A 17,770-nucleotide genomic window follows, 5' to 3' on the forward strand; every position below is an offset into this window, starting at 1 on the left:
GGGGGCCGGCCCCGATCCGCCCGCGACCGGGAGGACGTCGCGCGGCGTGATCGGACGGTGTGCGTCCGGTCACGCCGCTTTCCGCCGGCTGTCGTGCCCTGGGCGGATCAGTCCACCGCGGGGGAGGAGGCGTGCGCGTAGCGGCGTACCGGGATACGGCCGGCCCGCCGGGCCAGACGGCCGGCGGTGACCGCGTCACGCATCGCCGACGCCATGAGCACGGGCTCCTGCGCCCGGGTCACCGCGGTGGCGAGCAGCACCGCGTCACAGCCCAGTTCCATCGCCGACGCCGCCTCGCTCGCGGTTCCGATCCCCGCGTCCAAGATGACGGGGACGCCCGCCTGCTCCACGATCAACTCGATGTTGTGCGGGTTGCGGATGCCCAGCCCCGAGCCGATCGGCGCGCCCAACGGCATGACCGCGGCGCAGCCCACCTGCTCCAGGCGGCGGGCGAGGACGGGGTCGTCGTTGGTGTAGGGCAGGACGACGAACCCCTCGTCGACCAGCCGTTCGGCCGCGTCGAGCAGCTCCACCGGGTCGGGCAGCAGGGTGTGCTCGTCGGCGACGACCTCGAGTTTGACCCAGTTCGTCTCCAGGGCCTCGCGGGCCAGCCGCGCGGTGCGCACCGCGTCGGTCGCGGTGAAGCAGCCGGCGGTGTTGGGCAGCGCCCGGATCCGGTTACGGCGCAGCACGTCCCAGACCGAACCGGTCGACGTGGGATCGACCCGGCGCATCGCGACGGTGGTCATCTCGGTTCCAGAGGCCAGCAGCGCCTCCTCCAGCACTTGAAGGGAGGGGGCTCCGCCGGTGCCCATGATCAGCCGCGAGCCGAACTCCTCACCGGCGATGACGAGCCGATCGTGTTCGACGGCGGCCGACACCGCAGGACCGTCCGTTGTCGGGGTGGTGGTCATCTCAGCCTCCCTGCACCGCGGTGAGCACGTCCACGCGGTCCTCGGCCGAGACCGGGGTACCGCTCCACGCGGCCTTCGGTACGACCTCGTCGTTGACGGCGACGGCGACGCCGCCCGTTGCGTCGGTCAGCGACCGCACCAGGTCGGCCACCGTGGTGCCCGGGGCCAGATCGCGACGCTCACCGTTGACGATCACGTCCACTGCTTCACTCTTTCCTTCCTGGGCCGGGCGATGGCGCGGACCGCCCGGCCGCACGGGTGCGGCTGTTCAGACGGTCGCGGAGGCGTGCGAGAACCGGGTCGCGGCGAAGCGGCGCGCGTAGTCGGGGAGTTCCCCGGTCGTCAGCGCCTCGGCCATCGCGTCGCCCGTCGCCGGCGTGAACAGCACGCCGTGCCGGAAGTGACCGACGGCCAGGTGCAGACCGGGCACGCGGGTCGGCCCGAGCAGCGGCTCATTGTCGGGAGAGCCGGGGCGCAGGCCCACGCAGGTCTCCGCGATCTCCAGTTCGGTGACCCCCGGCACCAGCTCGCGGGCGTCGCGCAGGACCTCCCAGACGCCCCCGACGGTGAGCCGGGTGTCGTGGCCCATCTCCTCCTGGGTGGCGCCGAGCACGACCTCGCCGTCGACACGCGGGACCAGGTAGACGGGGGTGCCGCGGACCAGCCCCCGTACCGTGCGGGTCACGATCGGCTCCTCGCCCGAAGGGGTGCGCAGCCGCAGCAGCTGGCCCTTGACCGGACGCAGCGGGGGCACCACCCCCTCGGGCAGCCCGCCGATACGCGAAGTCCAGGTACCGGCCGCCAGGACGACCTGGTCGGCCTCCAGCCGCCGGCCGTCGTCCAGCAGGACGCCGCGGACCCGCTCCGCCGAGACGGCGACCTCCTCGACCCTCGCGTCCACCAGTGCCGCGCCGTGCCGTTCCGCGGCGGCGCGCAGCGCGGCCGTCAACCGGCGGGGGTCCACCGAGTGGTCGTCGGGGGCGAGGAGACCACCGCGGACGGAAGGGGCGAGCATCGGCTCCAGCCTTCGGCACTCGCGTCCGGTGAGGCGCCGGGTCTGGATGCCCAGCCGTGCCTGGAGCTCCATCAATTCGGTGAGCCTGGCCAGGTCGTCGGTGTCGAAGGCGACCTGGAGGGTGCCCTCCGTGCGGTAGCCCACGTCATGCCCGCTGTCGGCGCGGAGTTCGGCGACGAACTCCGGATAGCGGTCGCGCGAGAGGAGCCCGAAGCGCATGAGCGCCTCTTCGCCGAACGTCGCCTCGGTGGCCGGGGTGAGCATGCCCGCGGCCACCCCCGACGCTTCGCCCGGGGTGTGGGGCGCCGCGACCGCCACGCGCAGCCCCAGCCGGGCCGCCCGCCAGGCGGTGACCAGGCCGATCAGTCCACCGCCGGCGACGATCACGTCGAAGTCGGTCGTCGTGCGCATGATGTCGCCCTCCGCTCCCTTCGCCGGCATGATCCGGATCAGGTTCGTGCGGTCGGAGGCGGTCAGCCTCCCTCTCAGCCGGGTCCGCCCGGCTCCCGCGGGGTTCTCGTGTCCTCGCGCCCATCCTAGTGGCGCCCTTTCGAGGGGACCGCGGAGGGGCTCTGGGCAGGGCGGGCGGCGGCTACGCCTAGAGCGATCACCGGCGGAAACCGGGTTTGGGAGGGGAAAGGGTGTGGGAAATTGGGTCACGTGACGCAGATCGACCCTGAGACCGACGCCCTCGTCGGCGACTGGCTGACTCTCCGGGAGGCCGCCAAGGCCCTGAACGTCAGCCCCAACCGCATCAAACAGCTCGTCCGCGAGCACCGACTCGCCGGGGCCGTGCGTGACGGCGAACTGTCGATTCCGGCGGCCTTCGTGACCGACGGCGAGATCGTCAAGGGACTTCCCGGAACCCTGACCGTGCTCGCCGACTGCGGGTTCGCCCCGGAGGAGTCCCTGCGGTGGATGTTCACCTCTGATGAGTCGCTGCCGGGCTCGCCCATCGACGCACTGCGGGCCAACCGCGGCACCGAAGTCCGGCGCCGTGCCCAGGCCATGCTGCTGTGACCTGACGGTGAACCCGACGGGCGTGGCCGGCCGTCCGGCCACGCCTCCCGTCCAGGGTGGGCCGGCGCGCGGGAGGGCGCGCCGCACGCCCTAACCTGGGCGGCGTGAATGCGAGCTTGCGAGAACGCCTGGAATCCGCCCGGCTCTACCTGTGCACCGACGCCCGCCGGGAACGAGGCGACCTGGCCGGGTTCCTCGACGAGGCCCTGGCCGGCGGCGTCGACATCGTCCAGTTGCGCGACAAGGGGCTGGAGGCCCGTCAGGAGCTGGAGGCGCTGGAGGTCATGCGCGAGGCGTGCGAACGCCATGGCGCGCTGCTGGCCGTCAACGATCGCGCGGACATCGCCCGCGCCGTCCGGGCCGACGTGCTGCACCTGGGCCAAAACGACCTGCCGGTCCCCTACGCCCGTGAAATCGTCGGCGATGGGCCGCTGATCGGGCGCTCCAACAACTCCCCGTCGGCCGCCGCGGCCTCCGCCGAGCAGGAGGGGGTGGACTACTTCTGCGTCGGACCGGTCTGGGCCACACCGACCAAGCCCGGCCGTCCCGCGGCGGGGATCCCCCTCGTGGAGTACGCCGCGGGTCTGGCCACCGCCCGCCCCTGGTTCGCCATCGGCGGCATCGACCTGGACAACCTCGACCAGGTGGTGGCGGCGGGCGCCCGTCGTGTCGTGGTCGTGCGGGCCATCACCGAGGCCGCCGATCCCCGTGCCGCCGCCGCGGAATTCCGCCGCAGGCTGACGGAGGCGGGCTGAGGCCCACCTCTACCGGCGGTCGGCCGGATCAGCTCCGGCCGGCCGCGCGACCGTAGGCGAGCCGGCGTAGCGCCGCCTCGGCGGGGCCACGCCGCCCCACGCGCTCCAGCGCGTAACAGCCGGCGACGGTGACCAGCCAGACGCCCAGCGCGAAGGCCGCCATGGCCGCGCTACCGAACTCGCCTCCGAGCCCAAGACCCCAGGCCGCCAGCAACGGCGCGCAGAGGGCCGACTGGGCCAGGTAGGCCGACAGCGAGCGTCGGCCCACGGCGGTGACGGCGGTGATGGCCAGGCCGTGCCGGGCACGGCCGGCCAGGCGGTGCCCCAGCAGCCCGAACAGCGCCACATAACCGATCCCGCAGGCCAGGCCGGTGGCCGTCTGGGTGAAGACGAACACCCAGCCCTGCTCGGCCGGCAGGGGCAGGGCGCCGAGGTGGTGCAGCGCGTTCGGCACTCCCCCCAGCAGGCCCAGGCCGACACCGACGACCGCCACCGTCCGGAGCAGGGGCAGGTGCAGGTGCGGTTCCTCCAGGATCTGTCGCCGTGCCGCCCAGAACCCGAGCAGGATCGCGATCGGAACGGACATGGACAACAGTCCCTGGTCGACCACCGCGGAGGGCCAGAACAGGACGCGCTCCACCACCGAGGTCGCGTAATTCCCCGTGGTCACGCTCGCGTTCAACCCCGCCATGAGGTCGCCCGCGCCCAAAGACCCCCCGAGCAGGGTGAGGGCGACGGCGCCCAGCACCGCCAGGATCCCGGCCAGGAAGAGCAGCGCGGCCAGGACACCGCCCCAGACCAGCAGCGTGGTGTCGCGCCGGCGCAGGAAGAGCGCGCCGAGGACCAGGCCGGCCAGGCCATAGGCGCCGAGCACGTCGCCCATCCACAGCAGCGCCGCGTGGAGGAACCCGAACACCAGGAGCCACAGGTTGCGCCGGCGCAGCAGGGCGCGCGCCGAGCGCTCCGGCACCCCCGCGGCCGTCTGACGCCGGAGCAGCTGCACCATCCCGTAGCCGAAGAGGAACGCGAACATCGGGTAGACGCGGGCGTCCACGGCGGTGATGATCACGAACTGCACGGCCCGGTCGAGCAGTGATCCCTCGGTGGGATGCACGGAGTAGCCGCTCAGTTCCCGTCCCCAGATGTACCAGGGGGTGTTGGCCAGCGCGATCAGGAGCAGCATCGACCCCCGGGCGAGGTCGGGGGCGAGGATCCGCTCGGACGCGCGAACGGGGCCGGGGGACGGGGCGGCGGGCGGGCTCATCGTGGGATCTCCAACTCGGGCGGAATCGCGGGCCGTGTCTCAGTCTGGGAGACGAGCGCGCACCCCGGCGTCCCCCATGAGGGGGAGGCCCCATGTGGAACCCGAAGGTGACACTCGGGTCCTTCAGTGTTTGCGCGCGGTGGCCGCCACGATCAGGTCGGCCAACGCGGAGCGGGCCTCTTCGGCGATCAGGTCGCTCTCCAGGGCCGTCGTCGCCTCACCGACGTAGTCGTCGATGCGCTGCTCGCACGCCGCCAGAGCACCGCTGTCGACGATGACGTCGCGCATCCACTCCACGTCCTCGGCGCTCAGCCCCGGATCGCCCAGCAGGTCCCGGAACCGGCGTGTCTCGGCTGCTTTGGCGCGGCTGAGCGTCTCGGCCACGATCAGGGTGCGCTTGCCCTCGCGCAGGTCGTCGCCGGCGGGCTTGCCCGTCAACTCGGGGTCGCCGAACACGCCGAGCACGTCGTCGCGGAGCTGGAAGGCGATGCCGAGCGGAATCCCGTAGGCGGAGTAGACGGGGGCCAGCTCAACGCCGCGTCCGGCCAGCGCCGCTCCCAGATGCATAGGCCGCTCGACCGTGTACTTGGCCGACTTGTAACGCATGACCCGCAGCGACGCCTCGACGCTGTCGGCGCCCCGCGCCTGTTCCACCAGGTCCAGGTACTGACCCGCCATGACCTCGGTGCGCATCAGGTCGAACGGGCCCCGGCCCGCGCTCAGCGCGTCGGCGGGCAGGCCGCTGGCCTGATACATCTCGTCCGACCAGGCCAGGCACAGGTCGCCGAGCAGAACGGCCGCGCCGCGCCCGAACTCCAGCGACCCGCCGTCCCAGCCGGCGTCGGCGTGCAGGGCGGCCAGTTGCCGGTGGACGGCGGGGAGCCCCCTGCGGGTGTCGCTGTTGTCGATGACGTCGTCGTGGATGAGCGCGCAGGCCTGGAGGAATTCCAGGGACGCCGCCGCGGCGTAGATCTCCGGGACGTCCTCGCCGCCGGCCCCTCGCCACCCCCAGTAGCAGAACGCCGGACGCAGCCGCTTCCCCCCGGTGAGCATGGAGTCCAGGGAGTCGAGCAACGGGGCGAGCTCCGCGCCGATCTCCAGGACCTCGGGGCGGCGGCGCTGGACGAACCCGGCGAGCCGGGCGTCGATCGCCGGACGCACGAAGGAGACGGGGGAGGAGTGCGAGGAACTCATGGAGAGCAGGTTATCCCTTACCAGACCGGGGCCCATACCACCAGGTTCGGGACGTACTCCGTCGTCCCCGTGCCTCATCCGGCCACCGGCCGGGGCGCAGGATGACGACGTGGCCTAAGGTAAGGGTCATGCTTGGGTCACCGTCACGCTCCGGCGCGCCGCGGGGAGCCGCCCCTCGCCCGCGGCGCATCAGCGATCTTCTCGCCGCGGGCGAGACGACGTTCTCCTTCGAGTTCTTCCCGCCGAAGACCGCGGAGGGCGAACGCAAGTTCTGGCGGGTCATCCGCGAGATCGAGGCCCTGCAACCCTCTTTCGTGTCGGTCACCTACGGGGCGGGTGGCAGCACCCGCGACCGGACGGTCGAGATCACCGAGCGCGTGGCGACCGACACCACGCTCCTGCCGGTGGCCCACATGACGGCGGTCAACCACTCGCTGCGCGAGCTGCGTCATCTCATCGGCCGTTTCGCCGGCGTCGGGGTCACCAACATGCTGGCGTTGCGCGGCGATCCCCCGGGCGATCCGTTGGGCGAGTGGGTGCGCCATCCCGAGGGGCTGGAGTACGCCGAGGAGCTGGTCCGGCTCATCAAGGAGAGCGGGGACTTCAGCGTCGGCGTCGCGGCCTTCCCGCACAAGCACCCGCGTTCGGTCGACCTTGAGACTGACCTGGAGTACTTCGTCCGCAAGTGTCGGGCCGGAGCCGACTACGCGATCACCCAGATGTTCTTCGAGGCCGACCAGTACCTGCGGCTGCGCGACCGGGTGGCGGCCAAGGGGTGTGACATCCCCATCATCCCCGAGATCATGCCGGTGACGAAGCTGAGCACCATCGAGCGCTCCGAGCAGCTGTCGGGAGCGCCCTTCCCCCGTCGTCTGGCCGAGGAGTTCGAACGCCTCGGGGACGATCCCGAGGCGGTGCGTCAGCTCGGTATCGAGCAGGGGACCCGTCTGTGCGAACGGCTGCTGGCCGAAGGGGTGCCGGGCATCCACTTCATCACGCTGAACCAGTCGACCGCGACCCGGGAGATCTACCGGAGGATCGCCGGCTCGCGGGTTCCCGTAGGGGCAGCGTCGCGGCCATGATCGCGAACGGCTGGTCGGGGCTTCCCGGGAAGCGCAGCGAGTCCAGCACGTCGACGAAGCCGCACGAGAGGTAGAGCCGCCGCGCGCGGCTGGGGCCCACGGGGGTCGACAGCGCCGCGGTGCGCTCGGTCCGGCCAGAGGTGAGCCGTTCCAGCAGGGCGCGCCCCAGGCCCCGTCCCTGTGACTCCGGACGGACGTGGACCTCGGCGATCTCGAAGGAGTCGCCGAACCAGCGGGGAACGGCGGCGGGATCGTGCGCCGTCAGTTCCCGGGTGACCACGTCGTGCCACCACTGCCCGGCCCGCCCGTGGAAGCCGTAGGCGAAGCCCACGGCCTCGTCCGTGTCGGCCTTCACCGCCACGACGGAGTGGAACGAGGGCAGGTCGGCGTGGTGGTGCATGATGGCGCGCCGGCCGGGGAGAAGGTCGGGCTCGGGGCGCATGGCCGCGGAGTAGATCTCCGCCAGCGCCGGAATGGCGCGAACGAACGCCGGCGCGGCGAGATCCCATATCTCGGTCTGGGTGTCCACGGCGCTTCCTGGGACGGGATCGGCTGGTCAGTCCGCTCCGACGTCGGCGACCGTTCCGGAGGTGATCCGGACGAGTTCGGCGAACGAGGTCGGGAAGACGGTGTGCGGGTGTCCCGCTGCCGCCCACACTACGTCGTACCCGCGCAGCCATTCGTCGACCAGGGTGGGAATGGGCGAGGGGTGTCCCAACGGGGCGACGCCGCCGATGGGCTGTCCCGTGGCGGCGCGGACGAACTCCGGCGTGGCCCGTTCCACCGAGGTGGCGCCGAGGAGGGCGGCGACCTTGGCGGTGTCCACCCGGTGGGCGCCGCTGGTCAGCACGAGCAGCGGGGTGGGCCGGGGGGAACTGTCACAGGTCACCGCGAAGATGAGGCTGTTGGCGATCGCCCCGGTCGGACAGCCCAGCTGCCTGGCGGCGTCGGCCGCGGTTCGAGCGGGGTGGGGGAGTTCGCGTACCTCGCCGTTGACCCCGAGTTCGGCGAGGCGGTCGGCGACGAGCAGAGAGGCCGGTCCCATGGCGGCGATTGTACGCCGGAAGTTCCGCTCGCGTCCCGGTGATGACGAAGGCGCAGGTGGGCGGCCTTGACGAACAGGTGTTCGATAAGGTTCACTGAAATCAAGCCCTGGTCGGACGCACGGATCACCAAGGACGGAACGCTTTCCGCGTATGCGGGGCCGATCCCCTTCTGATCGACGGGTGACCCTGGAGCCCTTCACAGGCTCGTGCCCGGCGCCGCCCCCGCGGCGGACGGACACGGGAGCGGTCGGGCGGGAGGAGGGGAAGCCCCTCGCCCGGCCGCATCCAACGGGCACCCGGTTTGGAGGTCATCCATGACCGTCGTACAGCCACCCATCTTCTCCGCGGACCTGGTCAACGCGCGCCCGCGCCCGCGGACCGCCCCGGCGGCGCTGAACCTGCTCGAATCGGCTCACGGTTACCTACGCGACGCCGTCGACGCCTCGGATCCCGATCTGCGCTACATCAACGCCCACATGGCGGCCCTGCGCGCGGGCGCGGCCATCGTCGCCCACCGAAGCGGGCCGTCGGCCCGGCCGGTGCGGGGCAGGGCACTGCGCAGTGTGTGGGAGTTGCTCGAGGAGAACGCGCCCGAACTTCGCGAGTGGGCCGGGTTCTTCGCCGCGGGTGCGGCCAAACGCGCCGCGGCCGAGGCTCACCTGCCCGACGCGGTCTCGCGGGCCGAGGCCGATGAGCTCATCAGGGACGCCCGGACGTTCGTGAACGTGGCCCGGGCGATCCTCGGAGCCACGTCCGGCGGCACGGCGCTACGGCGCGCGGGATGAACCCGCCCGCCGGGCTCGCCCGCGCAGGCCGAACCGCCCCGGCGCGTGGTGGGGCGGCGACCGCCACGGCCCGAGCGCGTGGGGCCGGGCCTCACCCGCCGTTGTGGGCCGCTCTCGCCAGCGAGCGTGGCCCACAACGGAGGAAGGCCGGGCCGGTGGTCGCCGCCGTTAGAAGGCGTCGACCGCGCGGCGTGCCTCGGGGTCGAGCACGCCCCAGCTGATCAGTTCCTCGGTCAGGTCCCCCGGCGAACGGTCGTAGATGACGGCGAGGGAGCGCAGGTCCTCCTGGCGGATGGACAGGACGCGGCCGTTGTAGTCGCCGCGCTGGCTCTGGATCGTGGCGACGTAGCGCGCCAGCGGGCCGGCCTTCTCCTGGGGCAGCTGCTGCATGCGCTCCAGGTCGATCACCAGCTTGGGCGTGGGGCCCAGCGGGGTCGGCGCCGCGCCGCCCGGCAGCAGCTCCGACATGGGGACCCCGTAGAAGTCGGCGAGCTCGGCGAGCTTCTGCACGGTCACGGCGCGGTCACCACGTTCGTAGGAACCGACCACGACGGCCTTCCAGCGCCCGTGGGACTTCTCTTCGACACCGTGCAGGGACAGCCCCTGCTGGGTGCGGATGGCGCGCAGCCGCGCGCCGAGGGACTTGGCGTATTCCGATGGCATTTTCTTCGTCGCTCCCCGGCCGTGAAGGTGGGCGGTGGACTCTCCCCGAGCCCACTCGACGGACGCGGCGGTCCGGCGGCCCGTACGACGGGGCCCGGCCGGAGCGGCGCGGAGCCGTTCCACCCAGATTGGTTACGGACAGTGACGGTAAAGCGGTGAGCGCGCGAGGTCAAGCCGTTAGGTGAAAACGCGACGAATCAGTGGCCAAACTGTGCGTAAGTGAGGGGGCTCTCATACCGTAATTAAATAGGACACTTCATTCTGGCAAGGTGAGGCGGAAACCCCTGCGGCGTAAGGGATGGCGCGTTGTGGCCACTGTCGCCGGAAGTTTAGGGGCGCGAGAGCGAGTACGGCGGGCGGGATCTGGTCAATACTCCGCTCGGTGACGAGCATCACAACTTCCAGGGGATGGGGTCCTTGCCATGTCGGCCCTCCCGTGCCGCGCTGATAGCGTGATGATCGTCCGACGTCCTTTAACGACCTGTCCTGTGAGGCAGGGAAGGAGGTCATCACTATGCGTGCCCGAAATCATGCAGAAGGTGGCGAACAGGCCGCAGCTCCGCCCTCGCGCGCGGACTCCGACGGCGCGCGGGCCGTCCTCGAAGGCCCCGAGATCGACCGGGCGCTGACCCGCATCGCCCACGAGGTGCTGGAACGCACCAAGGGCGGCACCGACATCACGCTGCTGGGGATCCCCACCCGCGGCGTTCCTCTCGCCCGGCGGCTGGCCCGGCGTATCGAGCAGGTCGAGAACCGCTCCGTCCCCTGGGGCTCCCTCGACATCACCATGTACCGCGACGACCTGCGCCTGGCGCCGGCCCGTGCGCTGGGGCGCACCGAGATCCCGGCCGAGGGCATCGACGGACGTGTCGTCGTCCTGGTCGACGACGTCCTCTTCTCGGGCCGCACCGTCCGCGCCGCGCTGGACGCGCTCAACGACATCGGCCGCCCGCGCGCGGTACAGCTCGCGACCCTGGTCGACCGCGGTCACCGCGAACTGCCGATCCGCGCCGACTACGTCGGCAAGAACCTGCCCACCTCGCTGCGCGAGAGCGTCACCGTGCTGCTGGAGGAACTGGACGGTAGCGACGCCGTCCTGCTGGGCCCGGCCCGTCCTCGCGGCGGACAGCCGATCGAGGAGGAGAAGCGATGAGGCACCTGCTCTCCGCCGGGGACCTCTCCCGTGACGAGGCCCTTCTCATCCTCGACACGGCCAGGGAGCTCGCGCAGGTCAGCGGCCGGTCGGTGAAGAAGCTGCCCACACTACGGGGGCGGACCGTCGTCAACCTCTTCTACGAGGACTCCACCCGGACCCGCATCTCCTTCGAGGCCGCGGCCAAGCGCATGTCGGCCGACGTCATCAACTTCTCCGCCAAGGGATCCAGCGTCTCCAAGGGCGAGAGCCTCAAGGACACCGCGCTGACGTTGCAGGCCATGGGCGCCGACGGCGTCGTCATCCGGCACAGTTCCTCGGGGGCCGCTCGGCGCCTGGCCGGATGGGTGGACGGGGCGGTTCTCAACGCCGGCGACGGCACCCACGAGCACCCCACCCAGGCCCTGCTGGACGCCTACACGATGCGCGAGCGCATGGGCCGCCTGGAGGGGCTGCGCGTGGCGATCGTCGGCGACATCCTGCACAGCAGGGTGGCCCGCTCCAACGTCCTGCTGCTCAGCACGCTCGGCGCCGAGGTCACCCTGGTGGCCCCGCCCACCCTGCTGCCGGTCTCGGTCGGCGCCTGGCCGTGCGCGGTCTCCTACGACCTCGACGAGGTGCTGCCCAAGAGCGACGTCGTCATGATGCTGCGCGTCCAGGCCGAGCGCATGCAGGCCGCCTTCTTCCCCAGCGCCCGTGAGTACAGCCGTCGTTACGGGCTGGACCGCGACCGCTTCGCCCGTCTGCCCGACGACGCCATCGTCATGCACCCCGGCCCGATGATCCGCGGTATGGAGATCTCCGCCGAGGTCGCCGACTCCCCGCGCTCCACGATCACCGAACAGGTCACCAACGGTGTGAGTGTCCGCATGGCAGTGCTCTACCTGCTGCTCGGCGGGTCCGAGTCGGCGATCGGCAACTAGGAGAGACGACGAATGAGCCAGACCACCACCTACCTGCTCCGCGGCGCCCGCCTGCTGGGCGGCCACCCCACCGACCTCCTGCTGCGCGATGGCGTCGTCGCCGCCGTCGGCGCCGGCCTGGACGCCGGGGACGCGCGGGTCGTCGATGCGGAGGGGCTGATCGCCCTGCCCGGCCTGGTCGACCTGCACACCCACCTGCGCGAACCCGGCCGCGAGGACGCCGAGACCGTCGCCAGTGGTGCCCGGGCCGCCGCGATGGGCGGTTACACCGCGGTACACGCCATGGCCAACACCGACCCCGTCGCCGACACCGCCGGTGTCGTCGAGCAGGTCTGGCGGCTGGGCCGCGACGCCGGATACTGCGACGTGCAGCCGGTGGGCGCGGTCACCCAGAACCTCGACGGCGCGCACCTGGCCGAGCTGGGCGCGATGGCCGACTCCATCGCCGGGGTCCGCGTGTTCTCCGACGACGGCAAGTGCGTCTCCGACGCGCTGCTCATGCGCCGGGCGCTGGAGTACGTCAAGGCGTTCGACGGTGTCATCGCCCAGCACGCGCAGGAGCCACGGCTGACCGAGCACGCGCAGATGAACGAGGGCGTCGTCTCCGACCGGTTGGGCCTGGCCGGATGGCCGGCCGTCGCCGAGGAGGCGATCATCGCCCGCGACTGCCTGCTCGCCGAGCACGTCGGCTCGCGCCTGCACATCTGCCACGTCTCCACCAAGGGATCCGTGCAGATCATCCGCTGGGCCAAGAGCCGCGGTTGCGACGTGACCGCCGAGGTCACCCCCCACCACCTGCTGCTCACCGACGACCTCGCCGAGAGCTACGACCCGATCTACAAGGTCAACCCGCCGCTGCGCACCGCCGAGGACGTCCGCGCGCTGCGCGAGGGACTCGCCGACGGCACGATCGACTGCGTGGCCACCGACCACGCGCCCCACCCCATCGAGGCGAAGGAGACCGAGTGGTCCAACGCCGCGATGGGGATGATCGGGCTGGAGACCGCCCTTTCGGTGGTCCAGCACGCCATGGTCGACACCGGGCTGCTCGACTGGGCCGGGGTCGCCGAGCGCATGTCGGCCGCCCCGGCGCGCATCGGCCGTCTGGGCGGGCACGGCCGCCCGCTCGCGGTCGGCGAACCCGCCAACGTTACGCTTTATGACGCGGACGCCACGCGCGAGGTCGACCCGACGGCCATGGTCTCCAAGAGCGCCAACACCCCCTATCGGGGCATGCGCCTGCCCGGCCGGGTCGTCGCCACGTTCCTGCGCGGTGTTCCGACGGTTCTCGATGGGAAGATTCAGTGACCACACAAGCAGCCAACCCGAAGGTCCCCGCTCTGCTCGTGCTGGAGGACGGCCGGGTGTTCCACGGTCGTTCCTTCGGCGCCGAGGGCGAGACGTTCGGTGAGATCGTGTTCAACACCGGGATGACCGGTTACCAGGAGACCCTCACCGACCCCTCCTACCACCGCCAGATCGTGGCCATGACGGCCCCGCACATCGGCAACACCGGGGTCAACGACGACGACCCCGAGTCCGGTCGTATCTGGGTCGCCGGATACGTCGTGCGCGAGCCGGCCCGCATCCCCTCCAACTGGCGTTCCCAGCGCACCCTCGACGAGGAGCTGCGCCGCCAGGGCGTCGTCGGCATCGCGATGTCCGGTACCCGCGCGCTCACCCGCCACCTGCGCGACCGCGGTGCGATGCGGGCGGGGATCAGCACCACCGAGACCGATCCCGCGGCCCTGCTGGAGCGGGTCCTGGCCAGTCCCGGGATGGCAGGGGCCGACCTGGCCGCCGAGGTCACCACGGCCCGGCCCTACGTGGTCCGTCCCCCCGAGGGGGTGGCCACCCGCTTCACGGTCGCGGCCGTCGACCTGGGCATCAAGGCCATGACCCCCCAGCGCCTGGCCGAACGCGGGTGCGAGGTGCACGTCCTGCCCGCCGACTCGACCGCCGAGGACATCCTCGCGCTCGACACCGACGGGGTGTTCTTCAGCAACGGCCCCGGCGACCCCGCCACCGCCGACGGCCCGGTCGCCGCGATGCGCGGCGTCCTGGAGGCGGGCAAGCCCCTCTTCGGCATCTGCTTCGGCAACCAGGTGCTCGGCCGCGCCCTCGGCCTGGGGACCTACAAGCTGCGATTCGGTCACCGCGGCGTCAACCAGCCGGTCCAGGACGTGCACACCAAGCGGGTCCACATCACCAGCCACAACCACGGCTTCGCGGTCGACGCGCCCACCGACGGCCCGTTCGACACCCCCTACGGCCGGGCCGAGGTCAGCCACGTCGACCTCAACGACGGCGTGGTCGAGGGGTTGCGGCTGCTGGACCGGCCCGCCTTCAGCGTCCAGTACCACCCCGAGGCCGCGGCCGGCCCGCACGACGCCGCCGAGCTCTTCGACGCGTTCTGCGACCTCATGGCCGAGCGGAAAGGCGCGGTGTCCGTGCGGGCCGCTGGGTGAGACACGCCGGAGCCGACCGTCGGCCTTCGCGCGAAGGCCGACGGTGACCCCCGGTCCCCGTCCCGCCTCTCCCCGACAGCCGGGGAACCCCGTCGTCCGCGGGGCGACCGCGCCGATCGCCGCGGGCCCCGCGCATCAACCACCTCCGCAGAGGAAGAGCAATGCCGCGCCGTAGTGACCTTTCATCCGTCCTCGTGGTCGGTTCCGGACCGATCGTCATCGGGCAGGCAGCGGAGTTCGACTACTCCGGCACCCAGGCCTGCCGGGTCCTCAAGTCAGAGGGCCTGCGTGTCATCCTGGTGAACTCCAACCCGGCCACGATCATGACCGATCCGGAGATCGCCGACGCCACCTACGTCGAGCCGATCACCCCCGAGATGGTCGAGAAGATCATCGCCAAGGAGCGTCCCGACGCCCTGCTGCCCACGCTGGGCGGGCAGACCGCCCTCAACACCGCTGTCGCGCTGCACGAGGCGGGGGTCCTCGACAAGTACGGCGTCGAGCTGATCGGCGCCAACGTCGAGGCGATCCAGTCCGGTGAGGACCGCGAGACCTTCAAGGGCATCGTCGAGCGGATCGGCGGGGAGTCCGCCCGCTCCCGCATCTGCCACACCCTGGAGGAGTGCCTGGCCGCGGCCGAGGAGCTGTCCTACCCGGTCGTGGTGCGGCCCTCGTTCACCATGGGCGGCGCCGGTTCGGGCTTCGCCCACAACGAGCAGGAGCTGCGCCGCATCGCCGGACAGGGCCTGGCGCTGTCGCCGACCACCGAGGTGCTCCTGGAGGAGTCGATCCTCGGCTGGAAGGAGTACGAGCTGGAGCTGATGCGCGACGCCAACGACAACGTGGTCGTCGTCTGCTCCATCGAGAACCTCGACCCCATGGGCGTGCACACCGGCGACTCGATCACGGTGGCGCCCGCCATGACCCTCACCGACCGCGAGTACCAGCGGATGCGCGACATCGGCATCGCGGTCATCCGCGAGGTCGGCGTGGACACCGGCGGCTGCAACATCCAGTTCGCCGTCCATCCCCAGACCGGCCGGATCATCGTCATCGAGATGAACCCGCGGGTCTCGCGTTCCTCGGCGCTGGCCTCCAAGGCCACGGGCTTCCCGATCGCCAAGATCGCCGCGAAGCTCGCGGTCGGCTACACGCTCGACGAGATCCCCAACGACATCACCGCCGAGACCCCGGCCAGCTTCGAGCCGAGCCTCGACTACGTCGTGGTCAAGGTGCCGCGGTTCGCCTTCGAGAAGTTCCCCGGAGCCGACCCCGGCCTCACCACGACCATGAAGTCGGTGGGCGAGGCCATGGCGATCGGCCGTTCCTTCCCCGAGGCGCTGCAAAAGGCGATGCGCTCCCTGGAGAAGAAGGGCGTCGGATTCACCTGGGCGGGCGAGCCCGGCGACAAGGACGAGCTGCTGCGCGCCGTCGCCACCCCCGGCGAGCGTCGGCTGCGCCTGGTCCAGCAGGCGCTGCGGGCGGGGGCGACGGTGGCCGAGCTGCACGCCGCCACCCGCATCGACCCGTGGTTCCTCGACCAGCTGCTGCTGCTGGAGGAGACCGCGCGCGAGCTGGCCGCGGCCCCCCAGGTGGACGCCGACCTGCTGCGCTCGGTCAAGCGGCTCGGTTTCTCCGACCAGCAGATCGGCGAGATCCTCGGCAAGTCCGAGGAGGTGGTGCGGGAGCTGCGTCACGCGCTCGGGATCCACCCGGTCTACCTGACCGTCGACACCTGCGCCGCGGAGTTCGCCGCCAACACGCCCTACCTGTACTCCAGCTACGACGAGGAGACCGAGGTCCCCGAGGGGAGCCGGCCCAAGGTCATCATCCTCGGCTCCGGCCCCAACCGCATCGGCCAGGGCGTGGAGTTCGACTACAGCTGTGTCCACGCCTCCTTCGCGCTGTCGCAGGCCGGCTACGAGACCGTGATGGTCAACTGCAACCCCGAGACGGTCTCCACCGACTACGACACCAGCGACCGGCTCTACTTCGAGCCGCTGACGCTGGAGGACGTCTTGGAGGTCGTCCGCGCCGAGCAGCTCACCGGCGAGGTGATCGGCGTGATCGTCCAACTGGGGGGCCAGACTCCTCTGGGCCTGGCGCGCGGCCTCCAGGAGGCGGGCGTCCCGATCGTCGGCACCAGCCCCGAGAGCATCGACCTGGCCGAGGACCGCGGCGCGTTCGGCAAGGTGCTCGCCGACGCCGGCCTGCCCGCGCCCAAGCACGGCATGGCCCAGTCCTTCGAGGAGGCCAAGGCGGTCGCCGACGAGATCGGCTACCCCGTCCTGGTGCGTCCCTCCTACGTGCTCGGCGGACGCGGCATGGAGATCGTCTACAACGAGACGATGCTGCGCGACTACATCGAGCGCAACGCCGAGGTGAGCACCGAACACCCGGTGCTCGTCGACCGCTTCCTCGACGACGCCATCGAGATCGACGTCGACGCCATCTACGACGGCGCCGACCTCTACCTCGGGGGCATCATGGAGCACATCGAGGAGGCCGGTATCCACTCCGGCGACTCGGCGTGCGCGCTGCCGGCGATCACGCTCGGCAACGAGGACATCGAGCGCATCCGCTACTCCACCGAGGCCATCGCCCGCGGGACCGGGGTGCGCGGCCTGCTCAACGTCCAGTACGCGCTGGCCTCGGGCGTGCTCTACGTCCTGGAGGCCAACCCGCGCGCCTCGCGCACCGTGCCCTTCGTCTCCAAGGCCACGGCCGTCCCCCTGGCCAAGGCGGCGGCCCGGGTCATGCTGGGGGCCTCGATCCGCGAACTGCGGGCCGAGGGGCTGCTCCCGGCCGAGGGCGACGGCGGCACGCTGCCGATGGACGCGCCGGTGTCGGTGAAGGAGGCGGTGCTGCCCTTCAACCGCTTCATCGACCGCAAGGGCGAGGGGGTCGACACGGTCCTCGGGCCGGAGATGCGCTCCACCGGCGAGGTCATGGGACTCGACGTCGACTTCGGGTCGGCCTACGCCAAGTCCCAGCTCGCCGCCTACGGGTCGCTGCCCCGCTCGGGGACGGTCTTCGTCTCGGTGGCCAACCGTGACAAGCGCACGATGATCTTCCCGGTCAAGCGGCTGGCCGACCTCGGTTTCGAGATCCTGGCGACCGAGGGGACGGCCTGGGTGCTGCGCCGTAACGGGGTCCAGGCCCAAGTCGTGCGCAAGCACAGCGAAGGGCCCGGTCCCAACGGGGAGCCCACCATCGTCGGGCTCATCCACGACGGCAAGGTGGACCTGATCGTCAACACCCCCTTCGGCGGTGCGGGACAGTCGGGCCCGCGCCTGGACGGTTACGAGATCCGCACGGCCGCGGTGGTGCGGGGCGTGCCCAGCGTCACCACGGTCCAGGGCCTGTCCGCCGCGGTCCAGGGCATCGAGGCTCTCGTGCGCGGCGACATCGGGGTGCGCTCGCTCCAGGAGCACGCCGAGAGCCTTCAGGCGCGCCGGGGCTAGACTCAGGGGCGGTCCGGACGCCCT

At 71.6% G+C, this 17,770-nt stretch carries 17 protein-coding genes and 1 riboswitch; of the genes, 9 read left to right on the forward strand and 8 right to left on the reverse strand.

From position 1 onward, the window contains the following. Nucleotides 1-107 precede the first annotated feature (107 nt). The 3 genes from B5D66_RS05400 to thiO form a co-directional block, all read right to left on the reverse strand. Nucleotides 108-914, reverse strand: a complete 807-nt coding sequence (locus B5D66_RS05400; protein WP_078760473.1) for a thiazole synthase — start codon at nucleotides 912-914, stop codon at nucleotides 108-110. 1 nt (nucleotide 915) lies between these two features. Further along, the gene (gene thiS, locus B5D66_RS05405; RefSeq protein WP_078760474.1) at nucleotides 916-1,116 is read right to left on the reverse strand and encodes a sulfur carrier protein ThiS; all 201 of its coding nucleotides are present in this window, start codon (nucleotides 1,114-1,116) and stop codon (nucleotides 916-918) included. A gap of 66 nt (nucleotides 1,117-1,182) precedes the next feature. Beyond that, complete coding sequence (gene thiO / locus B5D66_RS05410; protein ID WP_394330029.1) at nucleotides 1,183-2,370, reverse strand: glycine oxidase ThiO; 1,188 nt, start codon at nucleotides 2,368-2,370, stop codon at nucleotides 1,183-1,185. After that, a riboswitch (TPP riboswitch) is annotated at nucleotides 2,339-2,449 on the reverse strand. It overlaps the preceding gene by 32 nt. A gap of 140 nt (nucleotides 2,450-2,589) precedes the next feature. On the opposite strand from thiO, the gene B5D66_RS05415 reads away from it, so the two are divergent. Both B5D66_RS05415 and thiE read left to right on the forward strand, forming a co-directional pair. Next, nucleotides 2,590-2,949, forward strand: a complete 360-nt coding sequence (locus B5D66_RS05415; RefSeq protein WP_078760475.1) for an Rv2175c family DNA-binding protein — start codon at nucleotides 2,590-2,592, stop codon at nucleotides 2,947-2,949. 104 nt (nucleotides 2,950-3,053) lie between these two features. Further along, nucleotides 3,054-3,704, forward strand: coding sequence for a thiamine phosphate synthase (gene thiE / locus B5D66_RS05420; RefSeq protein ID WP_235000766.1), 651 nt, complete (start codon nucleotides 3,054-3,056; stop codon nucleotides 3,702-3,704). A 28-nt stretch (nucleotides 3,705-3,732) separates the two neighbouring features. Here thiE and B5D66_RS05425 read toward each other — a convergent pair whose 3' ends face one another. Continuing rightward, entirely contained in the window at nucleotides 3,733-4,968 is a 1,236-nt protein-coding gene (locus B5D66_RS05425) for a DUF418 domain-containing protein (RefSeq protein ID WP_078760476.1), read from the reverse strand. A gap of 123 nt (nucleotides 4,969-5,091) precedes the next feature. Continuing rightward, the gene (locus tag B5D66_RS05430) at nucleotides 5,092-6,162 is read right to left on the reverse strand and encodes a polyprenyl synthetase family protein (protein WP_078760477.1); all 1,071 of its coding nucleotides are present in this window, start codon (nucleotides 6,160-6,162) and stop codon (nucleotides 5,092-5,094) included. A 128-nt stretch (nucleotides 6,163-6,290) separates the two neighbouring features. Between B5D66_RS05430 and metF the strand changes: the two genes are divergently transcribed. Next, nucleotides 6,291-7,244 carry a methylenetetrahydrofolate reductase [NAD(P)H] gene (gene metF, locus B5D66_RS05435; protein WP_078760478.1) on the forward strand — a complete coding sequence of 318 codons (954 nt, stop codon included), beginning with the start codon at nucleotides 6,291-6,293 and terminating at the stop codon, nucleotides 7,242-7,244. Here the strand turns inward: metF and B5D66_RS05440 are convergent. Both B5D66_RS05440 and B5D66_RS05445 read right to left on the reverse strand, forming a co-directional pair. Next, complete coding sequence (locus tag B5D66_RS05440) at nucleotides 7,156-7,773, reverse strand: GNAT family N-acetyltransferase (RefSeq protein WP_078760479.1); 618 nt, start codon at nucleotides 7,771-7,773, stop codon at nucleotides 7,156-7,158. The genes metF and B5D66_RS05440 overlap by 89 nt on opposite strands. A 27-nt stretch (nucleotides 7,774-7,800) precedes the next feature. Next, nucleotides 7,801-8,289 carry a YbaK/EbsC family protein gene (locus B5D66_RS05445; protein WP_078760480.1) on the reverse strand — a complete coding sequence of 163 codons (489 nt, stop codon included), beginning with the start codon at nucleotides 8,287-8,289 and terminating at the stop codon, nucleotides 7,801-7,803. A gap of 315 nt (nucleotides 8,290-8,604) precedes the next feature. Here B5D66_RS05445 and B5D66_RS05450 point away from each other — a divergent pair, with 315 nt between their 5' ends. After that, a complete protein-coding gene (locus tag B5D66_RS05450) occupies nucleotides 8,605-9,075 on the forward strand; it encodes an SAV_6107 family HEPN domain-containing protein (RefSeq protein ID WP_078760481.1) in 471 nt (156 codons plus the stop codon). Between the two features lie 168 nt (nucleotides 9,076-9,243). Here the strand turns inward: B5D66_RS05450 and bldD are convergent, their stop codons facing one another. Next, nucleotides 9,244-9,738: a transcriptional regulator BldD gene (bldD, locus tag B5D66_RS05455; protein ID WP_078760482.1), complete on the reverse strand. Its 495-nt coding sequence runs from the start codon at nucleotides 9,736-9,738 to the stop codon at nucleotides 9,244-9,246. A gap of 514 nt (nucleotides 9,739-10,252) precedes the next feature. Between bldD and pyrR the strand changes: the two genes are divergently transcribed. From pyrR to carB, 5 genes are all read left to right on the forward strand, one after another. Continuing rightward, a complete protein-coding gene (gene pyrR, locus B5D66_RS05460; protein ID WP_078760483.1) occupies nucleotides 10,253-10,891 on the forward strand; it encodes a bifunctional pyr operon transcriptional regulator/uracil phosphoribosyltransferase PyrR in 639 nt (212 codons plus the stop codon). Beyond that, nucleotides 10,888-11,814: an aspartate carbamoyltransferase catalytic subunit gene (locus B5D66_RS05465; protein WP_078760484.1), complete on the forward strand. Its 927-nt coding sequence runs from the start codon at nucleotides 10,888-10,890 to the stop codon at nucleotides 11,812-11,814. The genes pyrR and B5D66_RS05465 overlap by 4 nt, the downstream gene beginning before the upstream one ends. Before the next feature lie 12 nt (nucleotides 11,815-11,826). Further along, complete coding sequence (locus B5D66_RS05470) at nucleotides 11,827-13,122, forward strand: dihydroorotase (RefSeq protein ID WP_078760485.1); 1,296 nt, start codon at nucleotides 11,827-11,829, stop codon at nucleotides 13,120-13,122. Between the two features lie 32 nt (nucleotides 13,123-13,154). Then, nucleotides 13,155-14,282 (forward strand): glutamine-hydrolyzing carbamoyl-phosphate synthase small subunit, encoded by a 1,128-nt coding sequence (gene carA / locus B5D66_RS05475; protein WP_200813539.1) that lies wholly within the window; start codon nucleotides 13,155-13,157, stop codon nucleotides 14,280-14,282. A gap of 161 nt (nucleotides 14,283-14,443) precedes the next feature. Continuing rightward, entirely contained in the window at nucleotides 14,444-17,746 is a 3,303-nt protein-coding gene (gene carB, locus B5D66_RS05480; protein ID WP_078760487.1) for a carbamoyl-phosphate synthase large subunit, read from the forward strand. Nucleotides 17,747-17,770: the final 24 nt, after the last annotated feature.

Source organism: Marinactinospora thermotolerans DSM 45154 (assembly GCF_900167435.1).
GTDB classification, from domain to species: domain Bacteria; phylum Actinomycetota; class Actinomycetes; order Streptosporangiales; family Streptosporangiaceae; genus Marinactinospora; species Marinactinospora thermotolerans.

Excerpts from the sequence above, each read along its gene's own strand:
- B5D66_RS05400 (WP_078760473.1), bottom strand. The coding sequence starts at position 914 with ATGACCACCACCCCGACAACGGACGGTCCTGCGGTGTCGGCCGCCGTC.
- thiO (WP_394330029.1), bottom strand. The coding sequence starts at position 2,370 with ATGCCGGCGAAGGGAGCGGAGGGCGACATCATGCGCACGACGACCGAC.
- B5D66_RS05425 (WP_078760476.1), bottom strand. The coding sequence starts at position 4,968 with ATGAGCCCGCCCGCCGCCCCGTCCCCCGGCCCCGTTCGCGCGTCCGAG.
- B5D66_RS05430 (WP_078760477.1), bottom strand. The coding sequence starts at position 6,162 with ATGAGTTCCTCGCACTCCTCCCCCGTCTCCTTCGTGCGTCCGGCGATC.
- metF (WP_078760478.1), top strand. The coding sequence starts at position 6,291 with ATGCTTGGGTCACCGTCACGCTCCGGCGCGCCGCGGGGAGCCGCCCCT.
- B5D66_RS05445 (WP_078760480.1), bottom strand. The coding sequence starts at position 8,289 with ATGGGACCGGCCTCTCTGCTCGTCGCCGACCGCCTCGCCGAACTCGGG.
- B5D66_RS05450 (WP_078760481.1), top strand. The coding sequence starts at position 8,605 with ATGACCGTCGTACAGCCACCCATCTTCTCCGCGGACCTGGTCAACGCG.
- bldD (WP_078760482.1), bottom strand. The coding sequence starts at position 9,738 with ATGCCATCGGAATACGCCAAGTCCCTCGGCGCGCGGCTGCGCGCCATC.
- pyrR (WP_078760483.1), top strand. The coding sequence starts at position 10,253 with ATGCGTGCCCGAAATCATGCAGAAGGTGGCGAACAGGCCGCAGCTCCG.
- B5D66_RS05465 (WP_078760484.1), top strand. The coding sequence starts at position 10,888 with ATGAGGCACCTGCTCTCCGCCGGGGACCTCTCCCGTGACGAGGCCCTT.
- B5D66_RS05470 (WP_078760485.1), top strand. The coding sequence starts at position 11,827 with ATGAGCCAGACCACCACCTACCTGCTCCGCGGCGCCCGCCTGCTGGGC.
- carB (WP_078760487.1), top strand. The coding sequence starts at position 14,444 with ATGCCGCGCCGTAGTGACCTTTCATCCGTCCTCGTGGTCGGTTCCGGA.